The 18,564-nt window shown below is 70.7% G+C and carries 14 protein-coding genes; 6 read left to right on the forward strand and 8 right to left on the reverse strand.

The genetic code is table 11. From position 1 onward, the window contains the following. Positions 1-4: 4 nt before the first annotated feature. Positions 5-1,174 carry an ABC transporter permease gene (locus AC0NZQ_RS09095; protein ID WP_474529485.1) on the reverse strand — a complete coding sequence of 390 codons (1,170 nt, stop codon included), beginning with the start codon at positions 1,172-1,174 and terminating at the stop codon, positions 5-7. Then, positions 1,171-2,091, reverse strand: a complete 921-nt coding sequence (locus AC0NZQ_RS09100; RefSeq protein ID WP_474529486.1) for an ABC transporter ATP-binding protein — start codon at positions 2,089-2,091, stop codon at positions 1,171-1,173. The genes AC0NZQ_RS09095 and AC0NZQ_RS09100 overlap by 4 nt, the downstream gene beginning before the upstream one ends. Before the next feature lie 247 nt (positions 2,092-2,338). Here AC0NZQ_RS09100 and groL point away from each other — a divergent pair, with 247 nt between their 5' ends. Further along, complete coding sequence (gene groL, locus AC0NZQ_RS09105; RefSeq protein WP_474529487.1) at positions 2,339-3,964, forward strand: chaperonin GroEL; 1,626 nt, start codon at positions 2,339-2,341, stop codon at positions 3,962-3,964. A gap of 129 nt (positions 3,965-4,093) precedes the next feature. Here the strand turns inward: groL and AC0NZQ_RS09110 are convergent, their stop codons facing one another. The 4 genes from AC0NZQ_RS09110 to AC0NZQ_RS09125 form a co-directional block, all read right to left on the reverse strand. Next, positions 4,094-4,510: an MSMEG_6728 family protein gene (locus AC0NZQ_RS09110; protein ID WP_474529488.1), complete on the reverse strand. Its 417-nt coding sequence runs from the start codon at positions 4,508-4,510 to the stop codon at positions 4,094-4,096. A gap of 83 nt (positions 4,511-4,593) precedes the next feature. After that, entirely contained in the window at positions 4,594-5,757 is a 1,164-nt protein-coding gene (locus AC0NZQ_RS09115) for a glycerophosphodiester phosphodiesterase (protein ID WP_474529489.1), read from the reverse strand. A gap of 113 nt (positions 5,758-5,870) precedes the next feature. Next, a complete protein-coding gene (locus AC0NZQ_RS09120) occupies positions 5,871-7,730 on the reverse strand; it encodes a Na+/H+ antiporter (protein ID WP_474529490.1) in 1,860 nt (619 codons plus the stop codon). Positions 7,731-7,754: 24 nt separating this feature from the next. Beyond that, entirely contained in the window at positions 7,755-8,543 is a 789-nt protein-coding gene (locus AC0NZQ_RS09125) for an SCO4651 family lipoprotein (protein WP_474529491.1), read from the reverse strand. Between the two features lie 390 nt (positions 8,544-8,933). On the opposite strand from AC0NZQ_RS09125, the gene AC0NZQ_RS09130 reads away from it, so the two are divergent. Continuing rightward, a complete protein-coding gene (locus AC0NZQ_RS09130) occupies positions 8,934-9,788 on the forward strand; it encodes a helix-turn-helix transcriptional regulator (protein WP_474529492.1) in 855 nt (284 codons plus the stop codon). 1 nt (position 9,789) lies between these two features. On the opposite strand, the gene AC0NZQ_RS09135 is transcribed toward AC0NZQ_RS09130, so the two are convergent. Beyond that, positions 9,790-10,326, reverse strand: coding sequence for a DinB family protein (locus tag AC0NZQ_RS09135; protein ID WP_474529493.1), 537 nt, complete (start codon positions 10,324-10,326; stop codon positions 9,790-9,792). A gap of 264 nt (positions 10,327-10,590) precedes the next feature. Between AC0NZQ_RS09135 and AC0NZQ_RS09140 the strand changes: the two genes are divergently transcribed. Together AC0NZQ_RS09140 and AC0NZQ_RS09145 are read left to right on the forward strand one after the other, a co-directional pair. Beyond that, entirely contained in the window at positions 10,591-14,310 is a 3,720-nt protein-coding gene (locus AC0NZQ_RS09140; RefSeq protein ID WP_474529494.1) for a LodA/GoxA family CTQ-dependent oxidase, read from the forward strand. After that, complete coding sequence (locus tag AC0NZQ_RS09145; RefSeq protein ID WP_474529495.1) at positions 14,202-15,443, forward strand: NAD(P)/FAD-dependent oxidoreductase; 1,242 nt, start codon at positions 14,202-14,204, stop codon at positions 15,441-15,443. Before AC0NZQ_RS09140 ends, AC0NZQ_RS09145 begins: the two co-directional genes overlap by 109 nt. A gap of 118 nt (positions 15,444-15,561) precedes the next feature. Here AC0NZQ_RS09145 and AC0NZQ_RS09150 read toward each other — a convergent pair whose 3' ends face one another. Further along, entirely contained in the window at positions 15,562-17,235 is a 1,674-nt protein-coding gene (locus AC0NZQ_RS09150; RefSeq protein ID WP_474529496.1) for a DNA repair helicase XPB, read from the reverse strand. Between the two features lie 317 nt (positions 17,236-17,552). Between AC0NZQ_RS09150 and AC0NZQ_RS09155 the strand changes: the two genes are divergently transcribed. Further along, entirely contained in the window at positions 17,553-18,080 is a 528-nt protein-coding gene (locus AC0NZQ_RS09155; RefSeq protein ID WP_474529497.1) for a hypothetical protein, read from the forward strand. Between the two features lie 146 nt (positions 18,081-18,226). Continuing rightward, positions 18,227-18,562 carry a WXG100 family type VII secretion target gene (locus AC0NZQ_RS09160; RefSeq protein WP_474529498.1) on the forward strand — a complete coding sequence of 112 codons (336 nt, stop codon included), beginning with the start codon at positions 18,227-18,229 and terminating at the stop codon, positions 18,560-18,562. The last annotated feature ends 2 nt before the right edge of the window (positions 18,563-18,564 follow it).

Below are 18,564 nucleotides of genomic sequence, written 5' to 3' on the forward strand. Positions count from 1 at the left end.
CGGATCAGCCCAGCTCGGAGACCGCCTCCCCCCGCCAGGCCGTCTTGAGCGGTACCCGCGTGCCGCTGTGCAGCACGCTGGCCCGGTAGATGCGGGCGGCGACGACGAGCATGCCGGCGGCGGCGAGGGCCAGCAGCACGGCGGCGAGGACGATGTCGAGCACGGGGACGTCGCCGCGGGCGATCCGGCCCGGCATGGCGATGGACGAGACCGGCGGCAGGATGGACAGCACGCGCGAGAGCGTGGAATCCGGTTCGTTGAGGCCGACGAAGCTGGCCCCGTAACAGAGTGTCAGTGCGATGGTCACCGGCGTGAGGACGCCGGAGACCTCCTCCTGCCGCGAGACGGTGGAGCCGAGTGCGGCCGCCAGCGCGGCGAAGAAGGCATAGCCCAGGACGAAACCGCCGAAGGCGATGAGCACGGTGACCAGCGCCGAGGCCGGGATGGAGATGGTGTCGGCGGCGGTCGCGGCCACGAGGGCCACCACGCCGATCGCCAGGACCTGGGCGGCGGCGAGGATGCCGATGCCGATGAGCTTGCCGGCCAGCAGCTGCAGCGGGCGCACCGCCGAGAGGATGACCTCGACGACCCGAGAGGCCTTCTCCTCCACGACGCCCATGGCCACCCAAGTGCAGAACGAGATGAGCTGGCCGAAGAGCAGGATCACGGTGATCAGGGCGATGGCCTGTCGCTGGCCGTCCGCGGTGGAGTCGGTGCCGGAGACGGCGAGCGGCCGCACGTCGAGCGCGTCCTTGATCTGCCTGTCGGAGAGCTCGGCCTTGCGCAGGTTGCCGACGAGGCTGACGTCGGCCCACACCCGCTGGACGGCGCCGACGACGGCATCGCCGGACTTCGGCACGACCAGCCGGTTGCCCGGCAAGACGGCGGCGTCCCAGTCGCCCTTGCTCACCTTGTGGCGAGCCTCCGCCGCGGAGGCCTCGTGCACCGTGAAGGCCGGGTCGTCGGCTTTCTGCAGCGCCTGCGACAGCGCTGCGTTCGAGGTGGCGACGGCGACGTCGTACCGGGTGGGCGAGTCGTCCTTGTCGAAGAACGCCGGGACGACGCAGACCGCCACCACGATGAGCAGCGTGATGCCGACGCCGATCAGGAATCCGCGCTGCTGCAGCCGGGTCAGGATCTCGCGCTTGGCGATCAGCGCGACGATGCCGTTCATGCCGCGACCTGCGCGTGGGTGGCGTCGTCGCTCTCGGAGACGACCTCGCGGTACAGCTCGGCGAGGCTGGGCTGCCGCCAGCCGAAACGTTCGACGCGGCCCGCCGCCGCGGCAGCCGCGAGGACGCGCTGGTCGTCGTCCGGGTCCTGCAGCGAGAGGACGACCGCGTTGCCGTCCCGCTCGACGACGGTGGCACCGGGCACGCCGGTCACCCACGACGGGTCGGCGTCGACGATGACCTCCAGTGCCTGTCGCGAGGCCGGCCCGCGTAGCTCGTCCAACGTCCCGGAGGCGACGAGCCGGCCGCCCCGGACGATCACCACTCGGTCGCAGAGTCGCTCGACCAGCTCGAGCTGGTGGCTGCTGAAGAGCACGCCGCACCCGGCGGCGCGCCGGTCGGCGAGCTCGGTGGCCATGGTGTCGACGCCGACCGGGTCGAGACCGGAGAACGGCTCGTCCAGGATCAGCAGCTCGGGGTCGTGCACCAGCGCGGCGGCGAGCTGGACGCGCTGCTGGTTGCCCAGCGAGAGCGCCTGCACGAAGTCGGTGGGGGAGCCGGCGATCGCCATCCGCTCGATCAGGGCCGTGGCGGCCCGGCTGGCGTCGCGTGCGGACATGCCCCGCAGCCGACCGAGGTAGGCGACCTGCTCGAGGACGCGCATCTTCGGGTACAACCCGCGCTCCTCGGGCATGTAACCGAAGCGCCGCCGGCCGGCGAAGGTGAGCGGCTGGTCGTTCCAGCGCACGCTGCCGCTGTCGGCGGCGAGCAGGCCCATCGCGATGCGCATGGTGGTCGACTTCCCCGCGCCGTTCGCGCCCACGAAGCCGACGGTCTCGCCGGGAGCGACCCGCAGCGTCACCCCGTCGAGGGCGCGCTTGTCGCCGAAAGTCTTGATCAAGTCCTCGATCGCCAGCATGGACGACAACTACCACAGTGAGGTGGCCGGTCCCTGCGAGCTCGGTGCCGGCCGGCCTCCGTCAGCAGTGGGTAGGCGCCTCTCCGGCTGCTTGCACTCGTCGGGGTCGAGTGCCAGACTCGAATTGGCACTCGGCTAGGCTGAGTGCCAACCGGTGCGCGGTGAGGCTCAGGCGAGCCGTCCGTCGCGGGCACTGCACCGCCGGTCCCTGAACCGAGAACAGTCATCACAGAGTGAGGACAACCGAATGGCCAAGTTGATCGCGTTCGACGAAGAGGCCCGTCGCGGCCTTGAGCGCGGCATGAACCAGCTCGCCGACGCCGTCAAGGTCACGCTCGGCCCCAAGGGCCGCAACGTCGTCCTGGAGAAGAAGTGGGGCGCCCCCACGATCACCAACGACGGTGTCTCGATCGCCAAGGAGATCGAGCTCGAGGAGCCGTACGAGAAGATCGGCGCCGAGCTCGTCAAGGAGGTCGCGAAGAAGACCGACGACGTGGCGGGTGACGGCACCACCACCGCCACCGTGCTCGCCCAGGCGCTGGTGCGCGAGGGCCTGCGCAACGTCGCCGCCGGTGCGAACCCGATGGCGCTCAAGCGCGGCATCGAGACCGCCGTCGCCGCCGTCTCCGAGGTCCTGGGCAACCAGGCCAAGGACGTCGAGACCAAGGAGCAGATCGCGGCCACCGCGAGCATCTCCGCCGCTGACACCACCGTCGGCGAGATCATCGCCGAGGCGATGGACAAGGTCGGCAAGGAAGGCGTCATCACCGTCGAGGAGAGCAACACCTTCGGCCTCGAGCTCGAGCTCACCGAGGGCATGCGCTTCGACAAGGGTCACCTGAGCGCCTACTTCGTCACCGACGCCGAGCGCATGGAGACCGAGCTCGAGGATCCGTACATCCTGATCCACGAGGGCAAGATCTCCAACGTCAAGGACATGCTGCCGCTGCTCGAGAAGGTCATGCAGACCGGCAAGCCGCTGGCGATCATCGCCGAGGACGTCGAGGGCGAGGCCCTGGCCACCCTGGTCGTCAACAAGATCCGCGGCACCTTCAAGTCCGTCGCCGTCAAGGCGCCCGGCTTCGGTGACCGTCGCAAGGCCATGCTGGCCGACATCGCCATCCTCACCGGTGGCGAGGTCATCAGCGAGACCGTGGGTCTGAAGCTGGAGAACGCAGGCCTCGAGCTGCTCGGCCGCGCCCGCAAGTTCACCACCACCAAGGACGAGACCACCATCGTCGAGGGTGCCGGCGAGGCCGACCAGATCCAGGGTCGGGTCAACCAGATCCGCGCCGAGATCGAGAAGTCGGACTCCGACTACGACCGCGAGAAGCTGCAGGAGCGCCTGGCCAAGCTGGCCGGCGGTGTCGCGGTGATCAAGGTCGGCGCGGCCACCGAGGTCGAGCTCAAGGAGCGCAAGCACCGCATCGAGGACGCCGTTCGCAACGCGAAGGCGGCCGTCGAGGAGGGCCTGCTCCCCGGTGGTGGCGTGGCCCTGGCCAACGCGACCGTCTCGGCGTTCGACAAGCTCGACCTGACCGGCGACGAGGCCACCGGTGCCAACATCGTCAAGGTCGCGCTGCTCGCCCCGCTGAAGCAGATCGCCGTCAACGCCGGCCTCGAGGGCGGCGTCGTGTCGGAGAAGGTGCTCAACCTCGAGCCGGGTCACGGCCTCAACGCCGCGACCGGTGAGTACGTCGACATGTTCAAGACCGGCATCGTCGAGCCGACCAAGGTGACGCGGTCGGCCCTGCAGAACGCGGCCTCCATCGCCGCGCTCTTCCTCACCACCGAGGCCGTCGTGGCCGACAAGCCGGAGAAGGCCGCCCCGGCCCCCGCCGGTGACGGTGGCATGGGTGGCATGGACTTCTGAGTCCACCAGCTCCACACGGAAGGGCGGTCCCGGTCACGGGGCCGCCCTTCCGGCTTTCTTATGCCTGCGCCCAGCCGATCGGGGAGTGCCGGTCCCGCTCAGCGGCACCAGCCCTCCCCGATCGGGGGGTCAGACTGGCCAGACGTAGGGCAGGTCCGGTGGGTCGGTCCAGCCGTAGCGGTGGTAGAACTCCGGATCCTTGCGCAGCAGGTTGCTGCGGTGGCTGGCGTGGAAGGCCTCGTCGCCGAACCAGTCAGGCAGGAAGACGCGGCGGCCGGCTTCCCGGGCGTGGGCCGCGAGCTTGACCCGGACGGTGTCGACGTAGCCGCGACGGTCCCACTCGTCACAGACGGCCAGTGCGTACTCGAGGAGGGCGGGCTCGAAGCCGCGCCACATCCGGACCGCGGGATGGTTGCGCCAGCCCCGGGCCACGCCGTCGATGGTGCGGATGATCTGGAAGGCCTCGACCCGCTGCTTGCCGAGGCGGGCGTCGTCCAGGATGCGCGCCGACGCGGCGAAGTCGGGCACGGGCAGGAAGGTCTGCACGCACCAAGACCTACCCCACCGACGCGATCGGGGAGTGCTGGTCCCGCTCAGCGGCACCAGCACTCCCCGATCGTGGGCGCGGGTCAGCGCCGCGGGCGCCCCGCCTGGACCCAGAGCCTGCGCGCCTCGACGGCGGTGTCGGGGTTGTCGGTGAAGATGCCGTCGATGCCGAGCTCGTAGAAGAGCCGGTCCTCGGCGAGGGCGTTGCCGTAGTCAGCCGGGTTCGCGCCGCGCTGGAAGTCGGTCGGCAGGAAGGTGTTCTCGTTGCGGAAGGTGTACGGGACGACCTTCAGCCCGGCGCGGTGCGCATCCGCGACCAGGGTGGTGGGCCGGGCGAGCGCGTTGGTGGACGTCCGGGGCACGATCTGGTTCTTGTCCGGCCCGAGCCAGGTGGCGTACTTGGCGACCTGCTGCAAGCCCGACGCCGAGGTGATGTCGGCGTAGGTGCGCTTGTCGCCGCTCGCGACGAAGTCCGCGGGGGCGCCGGTGGCCTCGGTGAGCTGGACCAACGGCAGCGCGGGGGCCTTGCGGTGGATGTACTGCAGGTTGCCGACCTCGAAGGACTGCAGCACCGCAGGCGTCGTCGAATGCCTGGTCAGCAGTCCGTTGCGCTTCATGATCGCCAGGAAGCGGTCCTCCATCGGCAGGCCGATCGATCGGAAGAACGTGGAGTGCTTGATCTCCGGCACGATGCCGATGGTGCGGTGGTACTCCTTGGACAGCGCGCGGACCTGGTCGATGTCCTCCTGCAGGGTGGGGATCCGGTCCAGGCCGTTGTAGAGGGTGTTGTGCTGCCGGATCGCCGGGATGCGCTCGACGGCGCGCAGCGTCCGCAGCTCCTTGAGCGTGAAGTCGAAGCTGAACCAGCCGGTGGTCTTGACGCCGTCGATGGTGACGGTTCGCTTGCGGTTGGCGAACTCGGGATGGCTGGCGACGTCGGTGGTCTGGCTGATCTCGGGCTCGTGCCGGTCGACGAGCTGGCCGTCCTTGGTGGGGACGAGGTCGGGCTCGAGGTAGTCCGCGCCCTGCTGCGCGCCGACGCGGTAACCGGACGCGGTGTGCTCAGGGCGGTAGCCGGCCGCGCCGCGGTGGCCGAACACCGTCGGGGTGGCGAAGGTCGTGTGGCCGTGGTGCGGCGCGTCGCCGGGTCCGGCGTCGGCCGGGACGGTGGCGACGAGCGTGGCGGTGGCGGCGGCCGTGACGGTCGCCGTCACGCCGATCGTGAGCAGGCGGTGCGGTGTGCGCATGTCTCCCCCGGGAGCGGTGTGGGATTACTGAGAGCAACCCCAACGTCCTGCCCGTGGGTGTCCGGCGCAAATCGGGAAAGCGTCCGATACGGGACGCGGGGGAGAAGTCGGCGTCAGCCGAGCTGCTCATCGACGAAGCACCAGCGCCATGCCTCGCCCGGCTCGATCGAGCGCATGACCGGATGCTCGGTCTCGCGGAAGTGGGCCGAGGCGTGCTTGCCGACCGACGAGTCGCAGCAGCCGACGTGCCCGCAGGTGAGGCAGAGCCGCAGGTGCACCCACTGGGTGCCGTCGCGCAGGCACTCCTCGCAGCCGTTCGGCGTGGTCGGTTCGATGAAGCGGGGGGCGTCCTGCAGGTGCTCACAGTCGCCGGCGCGCTGCTCGTGGGTGGTGAGCTCGTCGTCCAGGCGGTTGGCCGCGTCGGCTACGCGGTCCAGCAGCGACTCCTCCAGGTCGATCGACTGCAGCGCGCGGCGCAGCACCTCGTCGTCGTAGACCCCGCGGCTGCGCGCCTCCAGGACCGACCCCCGCTCGGCGGAGAGCATCTGCAGTCGCAGCCGCCGGTAGGCCGCGGCCGGGGGTTCCAGCTCGGCGTGCGAGCGGCCGAGCTGCTCCCAGATGCGGTTGCTGCGGGCGTTCGCGCGGGCCCGGAGCTCCTCGAGGACCTCCTCGGCGTCGTCCTCGGTGGCGATCTCGTCCAGGGCGGCCAGGCCGGCCTGGGCCGCGGCCTGCACCAGCTGCGCACTCTGCAGCGCGTCCTCGGCCGCGTCCGGCCCCGGCAGGTGCAGCCGACGCACCAGCCACGGCAGGGTCAGCCCCTGGATGAGCAGGGTGCCGGCCACGGTCGCGAAGGCGGCCACCACGAGCAGCGAACGTTCGGGAGTCTCCGCCGGGAGCAGGAAGACCGCCGCCAGCGTCACCACGCCGCGCATGCCGGCCCACGAGATGGCGAAGGAGGCGCGCCACGACCAGGGATTGGCGTGCAGCAGCCGGATGATCCCGGTGGAGCCCAGCACGTAGGCGACGCGGACGGCGATGGTCGTCACCAGCACGACGGCGCAGGCCTGGAGCACCGGGCCGAGGGCGTCGTGGTCGCTGCGCACGCCGTCGATGAGCCGGCGCACCTGCAGCCCGATCAGCAGGAACACCACGTTCTCGAGCAGGAACTGCACCGTCCGCCAGTTGATGTTCTCGGCGATGCGCGAGCTGGCCGTCTGCAGCCGCGGTGCGTTGTGGCCGAGCAGCAGGCCCGCGACGACGACGGCGAGGACGCCGGAGGCGTGGATCTCCTCGGCGGGGAGGAAGGCGACATAGGGCGCGGCGAAGGAGAGCGTGGTGTCCAGCACCGGGTCGTCGATCCGCTTCCGGACGAAGCCGAGCACCAGCGCCACGGCCGCGCCGATGAGCAGGCCGCCACCGGCCGCGATGACGAAGTCCCGACCGACCTCGAACGGCGTGACTGTGGCGGTGATGGCGGCGATGGTGGCGTTGAGCGCAACCAGGGCGGTCGCGTCGTTGACCAGGCTCTCCCCCTCGAGGATGGAGACGATGCGGCGCGGCATGCCGACCCGTCGTGCGACGGTGGTGGCGGCGACGGCGTCCGGCGGCGCGACGACCGCACCCAGGGCGAAGGCGGCGGCAAGCGTGACGCCGGGGACGACCCACCACGTCACCAGCCCCACCGCCACCGTCGAGACGATGACCAGGCCGACCGAGAGCAGCAGGATCGGCCGGCGGTTCGCGCGGAAGTCCACGAGGCTGGTGCGGATCGCGGCCGCGTAGAGCAGCGGCGGGAGCAGGCCGAGCAGCACCAGGTCCGGCGTCAGCTCGACTTCGAGGACGTTCGGGATGTAGCTGATGCCGATGCCGACGACCACCAGGACGAGCGGCTCGGACCAGCCGAACCGTCGGGCGATACCGGCGACGACGCCGACGACGGCGACGAGGCCGAGGATGGTGATGGCGGCGTGCACCGAGTCATTCTGCCCGGCCTGCGCTCAGCCGGTCGTGACCTGTCCGGCAGGCGGGGCGGTGATCGTCACCGGCGCGTCGAATCTGCTGAACGCGACGGTGACCGCGACGGGCTGCCCGGCCACGGCAACGGCGGTCCGCACCTGCGCCGGCCGGTCGCTGTCGTCGACCCAGAGGGTGACGGGGATGTCCTTGCTGCCCAGGGCGGTGGCCAGCTCGCCGGGGAGCTTGGCGGGGGCGATGACGAGCGCGTAGCGGGTGGTGGCCGTCCCCGCGACGGTCTCGGTCCCGGTCGTGCGGACGCTCGTGGCGGCGCCGGCGATCGTGCTCAGCCCTCCGAGGTCGGCCGCCGCCAGCGCGGCGTCCAGCACTCCGGCGAGCTGCTTGACGATCAGGTTGCTGCTGCTGGCGGAGACCGCGACCCACGGCTTGGCGGTGGTGGCGAAGGGCGGTGGCAGCTTGGCGTACTTAGCGCCGCCGGTGACGATCAGCTCGACCTCGCCGATGCCGGCGGGCAGGGCCGCCTGCGCCTGCAGTCCGGTGAGTGTGCCGGCGTCCATCTTCTCCTCGCCCGAGCCGGTGAAACGCTGGCCACCGAGGGTGCCGGTCAGCTCGAAGTGGGCCGACGTCACCCCGGCGAGCCCCGAGCGCAGCGAGGTCGCCAGCGTGCCGGCGGCGGTCGTGGCGGTCGTGGCGGTTCTGGCGGACGATGCCGGTGCCGCGGGTTTCTGGCCGTCGGAGGTGCATGCGGTCGCCGTGGTCGCGACCAGGACGGCGGCGGCGAGCCGGACGAGGAGGGCGTGTCGGCGGCGCATGCGTCATGGGTACCACCCCCGGCCGGGGAACCGTGGGGAGTTCTCACCCGCAATACCGGAAGGCGCCTTTTCCTACACTTTCAGCTATGGCTGATGCTCACGCGGTCGCCGCGCTGCGGCAGATGCGGCCTGCGGTGGTACTGGGACGGGAGCGACCTGCGGTGACGAAGGTTGCCGCCGAGTCTTCCTGTTCCGGAGCGTCGGCCGCTCCTACCGTTCTCGGCAGACGCAGCAGGCATCCGCGAGAAGACGATCTGCCGTGTGCCGCCACAGGGGCGCGGTGCCGGGAGGGACAGATCGTCCCCGGGTGTGGCGTCGAGCCGATGCGTCGGCACCCGGACGGAAGGGTGCCGGCGCACCGGCGATCCGCTCGCCGGGAGTGGCCCTGACATGGGTGCGCGGGAGGGGGCGCGGGCACTGCAGCAGGCGCGCGTCGCGGCCGGGCTGACGCAGGAGGAGCTGGCCGAACGAGCAGGGGTCAGTGAGCGGACGGTCCGTGCGCTGGAATCGGGCCGGGCGCTCAGACCGCACCGTGCGACGTTACTGGGGCTCGGCGCAGCGCTGCGACTGAACGCGGCCGACGCCGACCGGTTGGTCGCGGCCTGGCGGTTCGCCGAGCTGGACATCCTCGATCTCTTCGACGAGGCGCCGACCGAGCAGGCGCTGCGCGACGCGGTGGCACGGCAGCGGAGCGCCATCCGCGCCGTGACCACCGACACCGTCGTCACTATCGGTGAGGATCGGCGCTGGCGCACGCTGGCCGTGACGCGCGTCTTCGATGTCGAGGCCGACATTGCCGAGCTGCTGGTGGTGCTGAGCTACCCGCTCGGGCAGAGCTCGATGGCGCCGATCCCGGAGCAGTGGGTGAACCTCGAGCCGGAGGAGAGCTCGGAGGTGGCCGGTACCGCGGGCCGCGCGTTCCTCGGCTCGCTCGGCCGGCGATATCGCGCCGGGGAGCGGCTGCTCGTCGGCTATGCCGTCGAGTTCGGTCCCGCGGACCCGACGGCACCGACCGACGACGAGTCGCTGTACGTCGATCCGGCGCAGTCGACGACCGTGTCGTTCCAGCTTCGTTTCTCGCCGAACGCCCGTCCTGCCCGCGCTTTCCGGTTGCGATGCGAGACCGTGGACGGTGCCAAGATCAGGGGCGCGGAGCTGCCCGTCTCACCCTTCGGTGTCGTCCACTCGCTGGCGGCCCCGGCGGCAGGAGGGGTGTACGGCATCGGCTGGGAATGGCCGGCGTAGGTCACCGCGTGCGGGTCACGTCCCATGCGTGGTGGGCGAGGTCGTGCAGGAAGTACCGCGCGAACGTGTCGACGGTGAACTCGGAGCCGTTGGAGCGGCGGCCCGTCCGCTGCCACTCGTCGGCGCGGACCACGCCGAAGGCGTCGGCGACGTCGTCCGCAGCCATCCGCAGCTCCCACGACACCGCCTCCGGGTCTTGCTCCCAGTAGCGCTGCTCCAGCGCGGTGGCGTCCTGGTCCCAGTTGGCGAACTCGGGATCGTCCTCGGTGAGCATCAGCCGCAGCCGATCCCGGAACAGCGTGCAGACGTCCCGGACATGGCAGCCGTACTCCAGCGGGGACCACACCGTCGGAGCCGGGCGGCGTACCGCGGCCGACCCGGCCAGGGCGGCGGTGAGCGTCGCGGTGTGGATGAGGGTCAGCGCCGGGACATCGGCACGATCCATCCCCGGCCCGTCGAAGCCGCACTCCGGGCAGGGCCGGGTGAGCGTCCAGGTCCAGTCCTTGCCGTCCGGCTCGGGGACGGCGGGCTCGTTCATGGGCAGACGCTACCGCGCGGTCGCGCCCGGGCTGCCGACGCCGTGACGGTCCCGGTTCGGCAACGCCATTGGCGCGCCCGGGCCCACCATTCGCCGAATAAGCGACGCGCACTCTTGACGTGAGTTGGGCGTGAAACTATGTTCCTCGTCACGAGCTGTCCGAATTGCGTCCGAAGCGCCGGGTGAAAGCCGTCGACGTCGCATTAACGCCGTTTCTCGGCCTCTCGCCATCCTGCGTCCGTTCCCCGGAGGGAAGGCTTCGCCATGCCGTCGCAATTTCGTATTCACCCGGCTATCGGTATCGCTCGGGTCGGTAACAGCTCCGAATTCAACCTCGCACCCGAATCACTGACCGGCCTGGACCAGCCGGGGCAGGGAGCAGTGCTCGGCGGACTGCCGCTGAAGGCGGGCACGGAGGACGAGCACATCACCAGCAGCGACCTGCGCGACGATGGCGGTCGGCTGCGGCGACAGGCAGCCCGGTTCCGGATCTTCGCCTACCCCGAGCCGACCGCCACCTGGCCGTCGGGCGAGGGCGCCGAGATCACCCTCGGCAGCGAGGTGGACGGCAAGGTCGTGGCCGACATCGTCTGGTCGGTGCACGTCGCCAACAAGAAGGCGAACTGGTTCGTGCTGGTCGAGGACGGCGAGCACCAGGGCATCGCAAGCTACTCCGACGGCCGCCTGCCCCCGCTGCGCAACGCGATGTATCCGAAGCCGGGTCACCGGCAGCCGGCCGACAAGCTCGCGGTGCTCAACCATCCCGACCGGGTTCGCGCCCTGACCATCGACCCCGGCCCGCGCACCGTCCACGGCGCCGACAGCGGGCCGGTGGCCTTCGACGCCGCCACCCCGGCCAGCTATCGGGCCCCCGGCGCGGCAGAGACCCGGGAACTGGCCGACTATGCGACCTCGTTTCCCGCCGACACCTTTCCCGACCTCGTCGCCACCGCCGGACCGATCGACACGCTCGGCGAGCTGCGGACCGACGCCGACGGCCGCCTGATCTTCGCCGGGGGCTACGGCAAGGCTGCGGGCTGGCGGGTGGCCGGGGCGGCGCCGCCGCTGGACGACGACGTCAACAACGACCAGTGGTTCGACGACAGCTGCGACGGCCCGGTCGAGGCCACCCTCGTCTTCACCGACGGCACCGTGCAGGCGGTGCACGGCGCGTGGGTCACCGCGACCGATCCCGGCTTCGCGCCGCAGGTGCTGAACATCGTCTCGCTGTGGGACGACCTCTACGACGTCTGGGTGCGCGAGCTCGGTCTCTCCCCGGAGATCTTCCGTCCCGAGACCGGCTACGACGCGAGCTACCGGCCGTCCTTCGACGACCAGGTGCATCCGATCTTCCGGGCTGCGTCGCTGGCGCAGTGGACGACGAACCTCAATCCCGCTGCGCAGTCCGCGCACGCCCAACTGGACACGATCACCGCCGCCACCGATCCGTGGTCCACGCCCGTCTCCGGTCTCGCCGCCATCTTCCGCGACCCCGACAAGGACCAATACCAGAACACCACGCTGATGCCGCTCGCCCTGGGTGATGCCAGCGAGAGCATGCTGGCGCTGCGCCGCACCCAGTACTTCTTCCTGCAGCAGTGGAACGCCGGGACGTACTCCTCGGACCCGGCGCCTGCCCTCGGTCACGGCGAGCTGCTGGACAAGGCGTCGCTGATGAACTGCCTCGGCGGCCGGTTCAGTCCCGGCATCGACATGACCTTCGTGACCCGGGAGCCGGAGGTCTACGTCCGGGACTGGAGCGACGGCGGACCCTTCCGGGTGCGGCGCAAGGAGCTCGACTACGGCGCGGCGGCCACCGGAGCCCCGCTGCTGACCGGCGGTTTCGTCCCGCGTCACGTCACCGACGGCGTCGAGCCGGGCGACCTCTCCAAGTTCATGGCCCTGCCGTGGCACACCGACTACAACTCGTGCTCCACCCACCCGCCGTCGCCGAATCCGAAGGGCAACCGGCTGCTCTTCTGGTCCTGGCCGGCCCAGCGTCCGGTCGCGGTCTTCCCCGCCGACGACCTGCTGGTGGTGGTCGACACCGTCGACGACCCGGGGACGCACAAGCGGACGTTGGAGCTGGGTCCGCAGCGCTGGTCGGTGCGCGGCGCCGGCACCGACTCCGACCTGCCGGAGAACTGGGGGCGCTACCAGGAGCCGATCTCGCAGATGCTGGACAACTGGCATCGCATCGGCACGGTCATGCAGGCCCCGACGATCGACGGCCTGCCCGGCACGCCGCAGCCGAGGTGGCTGCTCGAGGCCGGCAGCCAGCTCATCGACACCGACCTCACGCCCGTCGAGCCGTTCCCCAATCTCTCCTCGACGCCGAATCCGGACGACCCGTCCTCGCCGCCGGACGAACGGCAGCTCTTCTACCGGCTGCTCAACTACGACGAGGACGCCGGGCTGCTGGCGCAGGCCCGGCAGTACACCGACTACTGGCTGGCGTGGGCGCAGCGGCTCTCCGACGACCCCACCGCGGTCGTCGACCAGCGCTTCTTCCCGTACAGCAAGCAGGCGCTGCAGGACCGGCTCGACTTCATCTACCAGGAGCTGGTGGACGCCGCCGACGCCAGCGATCCCAGCGGCGACCCGGTCTTCCGCACCCGCGCCGACATGATCACGCGCATCACGCAGATGGCGCCGCTGAACCTCATGGACGGGGCCTGGCTGCGCAACATCGGCCAGGCCGGGCCGATGGACGAGGTCCGGTCGCTGCTCTTCTCGGTACTGATGGACGAGCTCGGCGACGGTGACATCTCCAAGAACCACTGCAACATCTATCTCGACCTGTGCCATTCGGTGGGTTACTACCCGCCACCGGTCAACAGCGCCGAGTTCGCCTTCGATCCGCAGTTGCTGCAGAGCGCCTTCACCGTCCCGGCATTCGAGCTGGCGATTTCGCAGTTCTCGCAGGAGTACTTTCCCGAGTTGCTCGGCATGACCCTGCAGCTCGAATGGGAGGTCGTCGATCTCAAGCCCACTCGCGACCTGCTCGACCACTTCGGTATCGATTCGCACTTCTATGTCATGCACATCGGCATCGACAACTCCGTCAACGGACACGGTGCGCGTGCCGTCGAAGCGGTGGACATCTATCTGGAGAATGTCAGGGCCACCGGTGGGGACGACGCGGTGCAGCAGGCGTGGCGTCGCATCTGGAACGGCTTCGTCGCCTTCGGCACCATCGGCACGCTGGGTCAGGACATGCAGGACCTGCTCACCACCCCGCCGACGCTGCGCGAGCAGGTGCTGCAGATGATCGCGGCCAAGGCGGAGTACGGCAGCCTGAACCACCAGTGGCACACCGTCGGTGACACCGCCATCAACGAGTGGTTCGCCGATCCGGCCGGGTTCCTCGACGCGCTCGTGGCGCACGACTACCTCACCCCCGGTGACTGGCCGAACAGCAGGCTGAACCAGCTCCTCGACTTCGAGACCGGTCCGATGTACCGGGTCTTCACCGACGACGAGATCGCGTTGTGGGCGAGCTACACCGCATCCCTCGCCGCCCCGCCGGCTCCGCCGAAGCCCCGTCGCAAGCTGGCGGCGAGGGCGATGGCGGATCTGGTCGACGAGCTGCGGCCGGTGCAGGCGGGCAACCCGGCGCACCAGGAGAACTTCCTCGCCGACGCCGACGGGATGGCGCGGTCGGTGCACTGGTGGTTCGGGCGACCGACGTCGGAGCTGATGTCCGCGCTGGCCGATCGCCGCAACGAGATGGTGACGCCGGGCGTTCCGGCGGCGAGCGAGTTCGTCAACCTCATCTCGCCCACCGGCCCGATGGGTTCGGTCTTCGCGCTGGAGAGCGTCAGCAACCCGGGCGAGCTGCGTATCGAGGTGGTGCACCGCTGGATCGCCGAGGGTTGCCCGATGCTCGCCGCGGCGCACACCAGCCTGCGGCTGAACACGCCGAGCGCCGTCGTCAAGGGCCACCGCACCGGTCAGATCCTCGGGATGGGCGCGGTCCACTGACGACGGCATCCTCACGGTCGGAGCTGTCGGCCCCGGTAGACGTCCTGGTCGCCGGGGCCGGCACCGCCGGCTGCGCCACCGCCATCACGCTGGCGGCGGCGCGTCCGGAGCTGCGGATCAGCCTCGTGGACGGCGGCGGTCCACCGCAGCCGGGCGAGAGCATCCCGCCCGTCACCACACCGCTGCTGGACCGGCTGGGCGTGCTCGACGAGATCGTGACCGGCGGTGGGCACCAGCGCTGCGTCGGCAGCGTCTCCTGCTGGGGCGATGACGAACCGGGCCACAACGACTTCCTGCGCAGTGCCTACGGTGTCGGCTGGCATCTGGACCGGGCGCGCTTCGACGGTCAGCTCCGCCGGCGCGCGGCTCGAAGCGGGGTGCTGGTGACCCCGGGACGGGTGGTGACCGTGACCTCCGACGGCGGCCCGTTCGCCGTCGGTCTCACCCGTGGCGACGGGGTCGAGACGCTCCGCGCCGGGTACCTCGTGGACGCCACCGGCCCGTCCGCCAGGGTGGCGCGGCACCTCGGCGCCCGGGTCGAACCCGCCGGCGCCATCGTCCTGGTGACGGCCCGGCTGCGGGCCGGACCGGGTCACCCGCTGATCGAGCGCACCGCCGTGGAGGCCGTCGAGGAGGGTTGGTGGTACGCGGCCGGGGTGCCGGACGGCCGGCTCGTCGTCAGCCTCGCCACGGACGCCGCCGCGATTCGGCGCACCGGTGTCGGCTCGTGGCAGGGCTGGGTGTCGGCGCTCGGCCGTACCCGGCACCTGGCGGGGTGGTTGCTCGGGACGGACCCGGTCGCGCCGTCCCTCGAGGTCCGCACCGCCCGCTCCGGACGCCTCGATCGTGCCGCCGGTCCGGGGTGGCTGGCCGTCGGGGACGCGGCGGCCTCCTACGACCCGGTCTCCGCGCAGGGCATCCACCGGGCGCTCGAGATAGGCATCCGCGCCGGTGAGCTGCTGGCGGGTGAGCGGCCACGTCCCGATCTGGACTGTCGCGGGCACGCCGAGCTGCTCGCCGGGGAATTCGACGACTACCTGGCCGGGGTGGCGGATCTCTACGCCAGCGAGACGCGCTTCCCGGCCTCGCCGTTCTGGCGCGGTCGCAGCCGCGCGCCGCATCCGGTGGCGTGATCAAGAGGCGGTTCCGGTCGTTCCGGCGACCGAAACCGCCTGCTGATCATGGAAACGAGGGGCGGGTCAGGCGGGAAGGGCGGGTCAGGCCGGAGGGGCGGATCTGGCGGGACGGGCGTCAGTCGTCCTCGCCCGGCACCTCGGGGAGGGGCGAGCGGAGGTCGTCGGCGTCCACGATCTTGTAGGCGTAACCCTGTTCGGCGAGGAAGCGCTGCCGGTGGGCGGCGTACTCGGCGTCCAGGGTGTCGCGGGAGATCACCGTGTAGAAGTGCGCCTGCCGGCCGTCGGCCTTGGGACGGAGCACCCGTCCGAGCCGCTGCGCCTCCTCCTGGCGCGACCCGAAGGTGCCGGAGATCTGGATGGCGACGGCGGCCTCGGGCAGGTCGATGGAGAAGTTGGCGACCTTGCTGACCACGAGCACCCGCGACTCGCCGCGACGGAACTCGTCGTAGAGCCGTTCGCGCTCCTTGGTCGGTGTCGAACCTTGGATGACGGGCGCGCCGTCGAGCTCGGCCGAGACGTCGTCGAGCTGGTCGAGGTAGGCGCCGATCACCAGCACCTGCTCGTCCGGGTGCTGCTCGATGATCGAGCGGATCACCGGCAGCTTCGTCCGCGCGGTGGCGGCGAGCTTGTAGCGCTCCTCGGGCTCGGCGGTGGCGTAGGCCATCCGCTCGGCGTCGGTGAGCGTCACCCGCACCTCGGTGCAGTCCGCGGGGGCGATCCAGCCCTGGTTCTCGATGTCCTTCCACGGCGCGTCGTAGCGCTTGGGGCCGATGAGGGAGAAGACGTCGCCTTCGCGGCCGTCCTCGCGGATCAGCGTCGCCGTCAGCCCGAGCCGCCGCCGCGACTGCAGGTCGGCGGTGAGCCGGAAGATCGGCGCGGGCAGCAGGTGGACCTCGTCGTAGATGATCAAGCCCCAGTCGCGGGAGTCGAAGAGCTCCAGGTGGCGGTATTCGCCCTTCCGGCGGGCCGTCATCACCTGGTACGTCGCGATGGTGACGGGACGGATCTCCTTCTTCTCGCCGCTGTACTCGCCGATCTCGTCTTCGGTGAGCGTGGTGCGGGCCAGCAGCTCGCGCTTCCACTGCCGGCCGGCGACGGTGTTGGTGACGAGGATGAGGGTGGTGGCCTTCGCCTTGTCCATCGCGGCGGCGCCCACCATCGTCTTGCCGGCACCGCAGGGCAGGACGACGACCCCCGAGCCGCCGGCCCAGAACATGTCCGCGGCCTGCTGCTGGTAGTCGCGCAGCGACCAGTCGTCCTGCGCGAGGGAGATCTCGTGCGCCTCACCGTCGACGTAGCCGGCCAGGTCCTCGGCCGGCCAGCCGACCTTTAGCAGCGCCTGCTTGAGCCGACCACGCTCAGACGGGTGCACCAGTACGGTGTCGTCGTCCACCCGAGTCCCGAGCATCGGGGCGATCTTCTTCTGCCGCAGCACCTCCTCCAGGACGGCGCGGTCCAGGCTCACCAGCGCCAGTCCGTGCGTCGGGTGCTTCACCAGCTGCAGCCGGCCGTAGCGGTCCATGGTGTCGGCGACGTCGACCAGGAGCGCGTGCGGGACGGCGTAGCGGCTGTAACGGACCAGGGCGTCCACCACCTGCTCGGCGTCGTGGCCCGCCGCCCGCGCGTTCCACAGCCCCAGCGGTGTCAGCCGGTAGGTGTGGACGTGCTCGGGTGAGCGCTCCAGCTCGGCGAAGGGCGCGATGGAGGCGCGGGCCTCACCGGCCAGCGGGTGGTCGACCTCGAGCAGCAGGGTCTTGTCGGACTGCACGATCAGGGGGCCGTCGGTCACGGTGCTCCAAACGGGGGGAAGGCGACTGTCCATTGTCGCAAACATCGGCGACCGCGGGGGTGTTCCGTCGCCCCGATGTGCATCCGGGTGCTCCGTCTTTGCACCTCGCGGCGTCGCTATCGCTTGCCGCGAGACACCGTTAGGCGCGCCGCGGGGTGCAAACCGGGGGACCGCGGGGTGCAAGCCGGGGGACCGCGGGGTGCACACCGGGGGTGAGGGACCGCGCCAGATATCCACGCCGGTCTCCACCCGGCCTCCACCCGGTCTCCACCCCGGGGCCGATCCGATCCGGCGCCGATCGGACGAGGGTTCTCCCCATGACAGCCACCGACTACATCCTCGACATCGCCCTCATCGCCATCGTCTTCCGTCAGATCCGCGAGGCCCGCCTGGACCTCCGGGCGATCCTGCTGCCCCTCGGCATCTGCGCCTGGGTCTGCATGCACTACCTGCGCGACATCCCGACCGGCGGCAACGACCTCGTCCTCATCGGCGGGTTCACCGCCGTCGGCATCGGCTGCGGCCTACTCAGCGGCATGACGACGCGGGTCCGGGCCGACGGCGGAAGGCACGCCCTGGTCCGGGCCGGCTGGATCGCCGCCGGCACCTGGGTCGCCAGCATGGGTTTCCGCTTCGGCTTCGCACTCTGGGCCGAGCACGGCGGCGACGCGTCGCTCGCCCGCTTCTCGCTGCAGCACCACATCACCAGTGGTGACGCCTGGACCGCGGCCCTGGTCCTCATGGCCATGGGCGAGGTCTTCGTCCGCACCGGCCTGCTGGTGGTCCGCGGTCGCCGCGCCGTCGCCGGACGTGCCGTCGGCGAGCGGCAGCTCGTCGCGGCCTGAGGCTGTCGCGGACGTCGCTGTCCGGTTGCTCCCTTTGTCCCCTTGTCCTCCGAATGGTGGATGGTCAGGGCGAGCCCCGCCATTCCAGGATGAACCGACCGACATCCGAGACCGCGCGAGTCCCGGGCCGACATCGGAGGAACCCCATGACCGAGGCGCAGATCACCAACTTCTCCGTCGTCACCGACGACGTGCGGTCCACCTCGTCCTACGTCGTGAACACGGTGCAGGAGATCGAGAACGAGCTGGACCAGCTGCGGTCCTTCGTCGCCGGCACCCAGGAGTTCTGGAAGGGCTCGGACCAGGCCGCCTTCATCGACCTGATGGCGCGCTTCGACCAGAACGCCAAGTCCCTGGACCACGCCCTCTCCGGCATCGCGGACGGCCTGCGGGGCAACGCCGAGAACTACGACGCGACCGGCTCCACCAACACCACCACGATGCAGACGCTGACCAACAACCTGCCGCCGGCGTCGTTCTGATC

Source organism: Jatrophihabitans sp. sgz311053, assembly GCF_056135305.1.

What these genes read in the sequence shown, in the direction of transcription:
- AC0NZQ_RS09095 (WP_474529485.1), bottom strand. Translation starts at nt 1,174, where the DNA reads ATGAACGGCATCGTCGCGCTGATCGCCAAGCGCGAGATCCTGACCCGG.
- AC0NZQ_RS09100 (WP_474529486.1), bottom strand. Translation starts at nt 2,091, where the DNA reads ATGCTGGCGATCGAGGACTTGATCAAGACTTTCGGCGACAAGCGCGCC.
- groL (WP_474529487.1), top strand. Translation starts at nt 2,339, where the DNA reads ATGGCCAAGTTGATCGCGTTCGACGAAGAGGCCCGTCGCGGCCTTGAG.
- AC0NZQ_RS09115 (WP_474529489.1), bottom strand. Translation starts at nt 5,757, where the DNA reads ATGCGCACACCGCACCGCCTGCTCACGATCGGCGTGACGGCGACCGTC.
- AC0NZQ_RS09125 (WP_474529491.1), bottom strand. Translation starts at nt 8,543, where the DNA reads ATGCGCCGCCGACACGCCCTCCTCGTCCGGCTCGCCGCCGCCGTCCTG.
- AC0NZQ_RS09130 (WP_474529492.1), top strand. Translation starts at nt 8,934, where the DNA reads ATGGGTGCGCGGGAGGGGGCGCGGGCACTGCAGCAGGCGCGCGTCGCG.
- AC0NZQ_RS09135 (WP_474529493.1), bottom strand. Translation starts at nt 10,326, where the DNA reads ATGAACGAGCCCGCCGTCCCCGAGCCGGACGGCAAGGACTGGACCTGG.
- AC0NZQ_RS09140 (WP_474529494.1), top strand. Translation starts at nt 10,591, where the DNA reads ATGCCGTCGCAATTTCGTATTCACCCGGCTATCGGTATCGCTCGGGTC.
- AC0NZQ_RS09155 (WP_474529497.1), top strand. Translation starts at nt 17,553, where the DNA reads ATGACAGCCACCGACTACATCCTCGACATCGCCCTCATCGCCATCGTC.
- AC0NZQ_RS09160 (WP_474529498.1), top strand. Translation starts at nt 18,227, where the DNA reads ATGACCGAGGCGCAGATCACCAACTTCTCCGTCGTCACCGACGACGTG.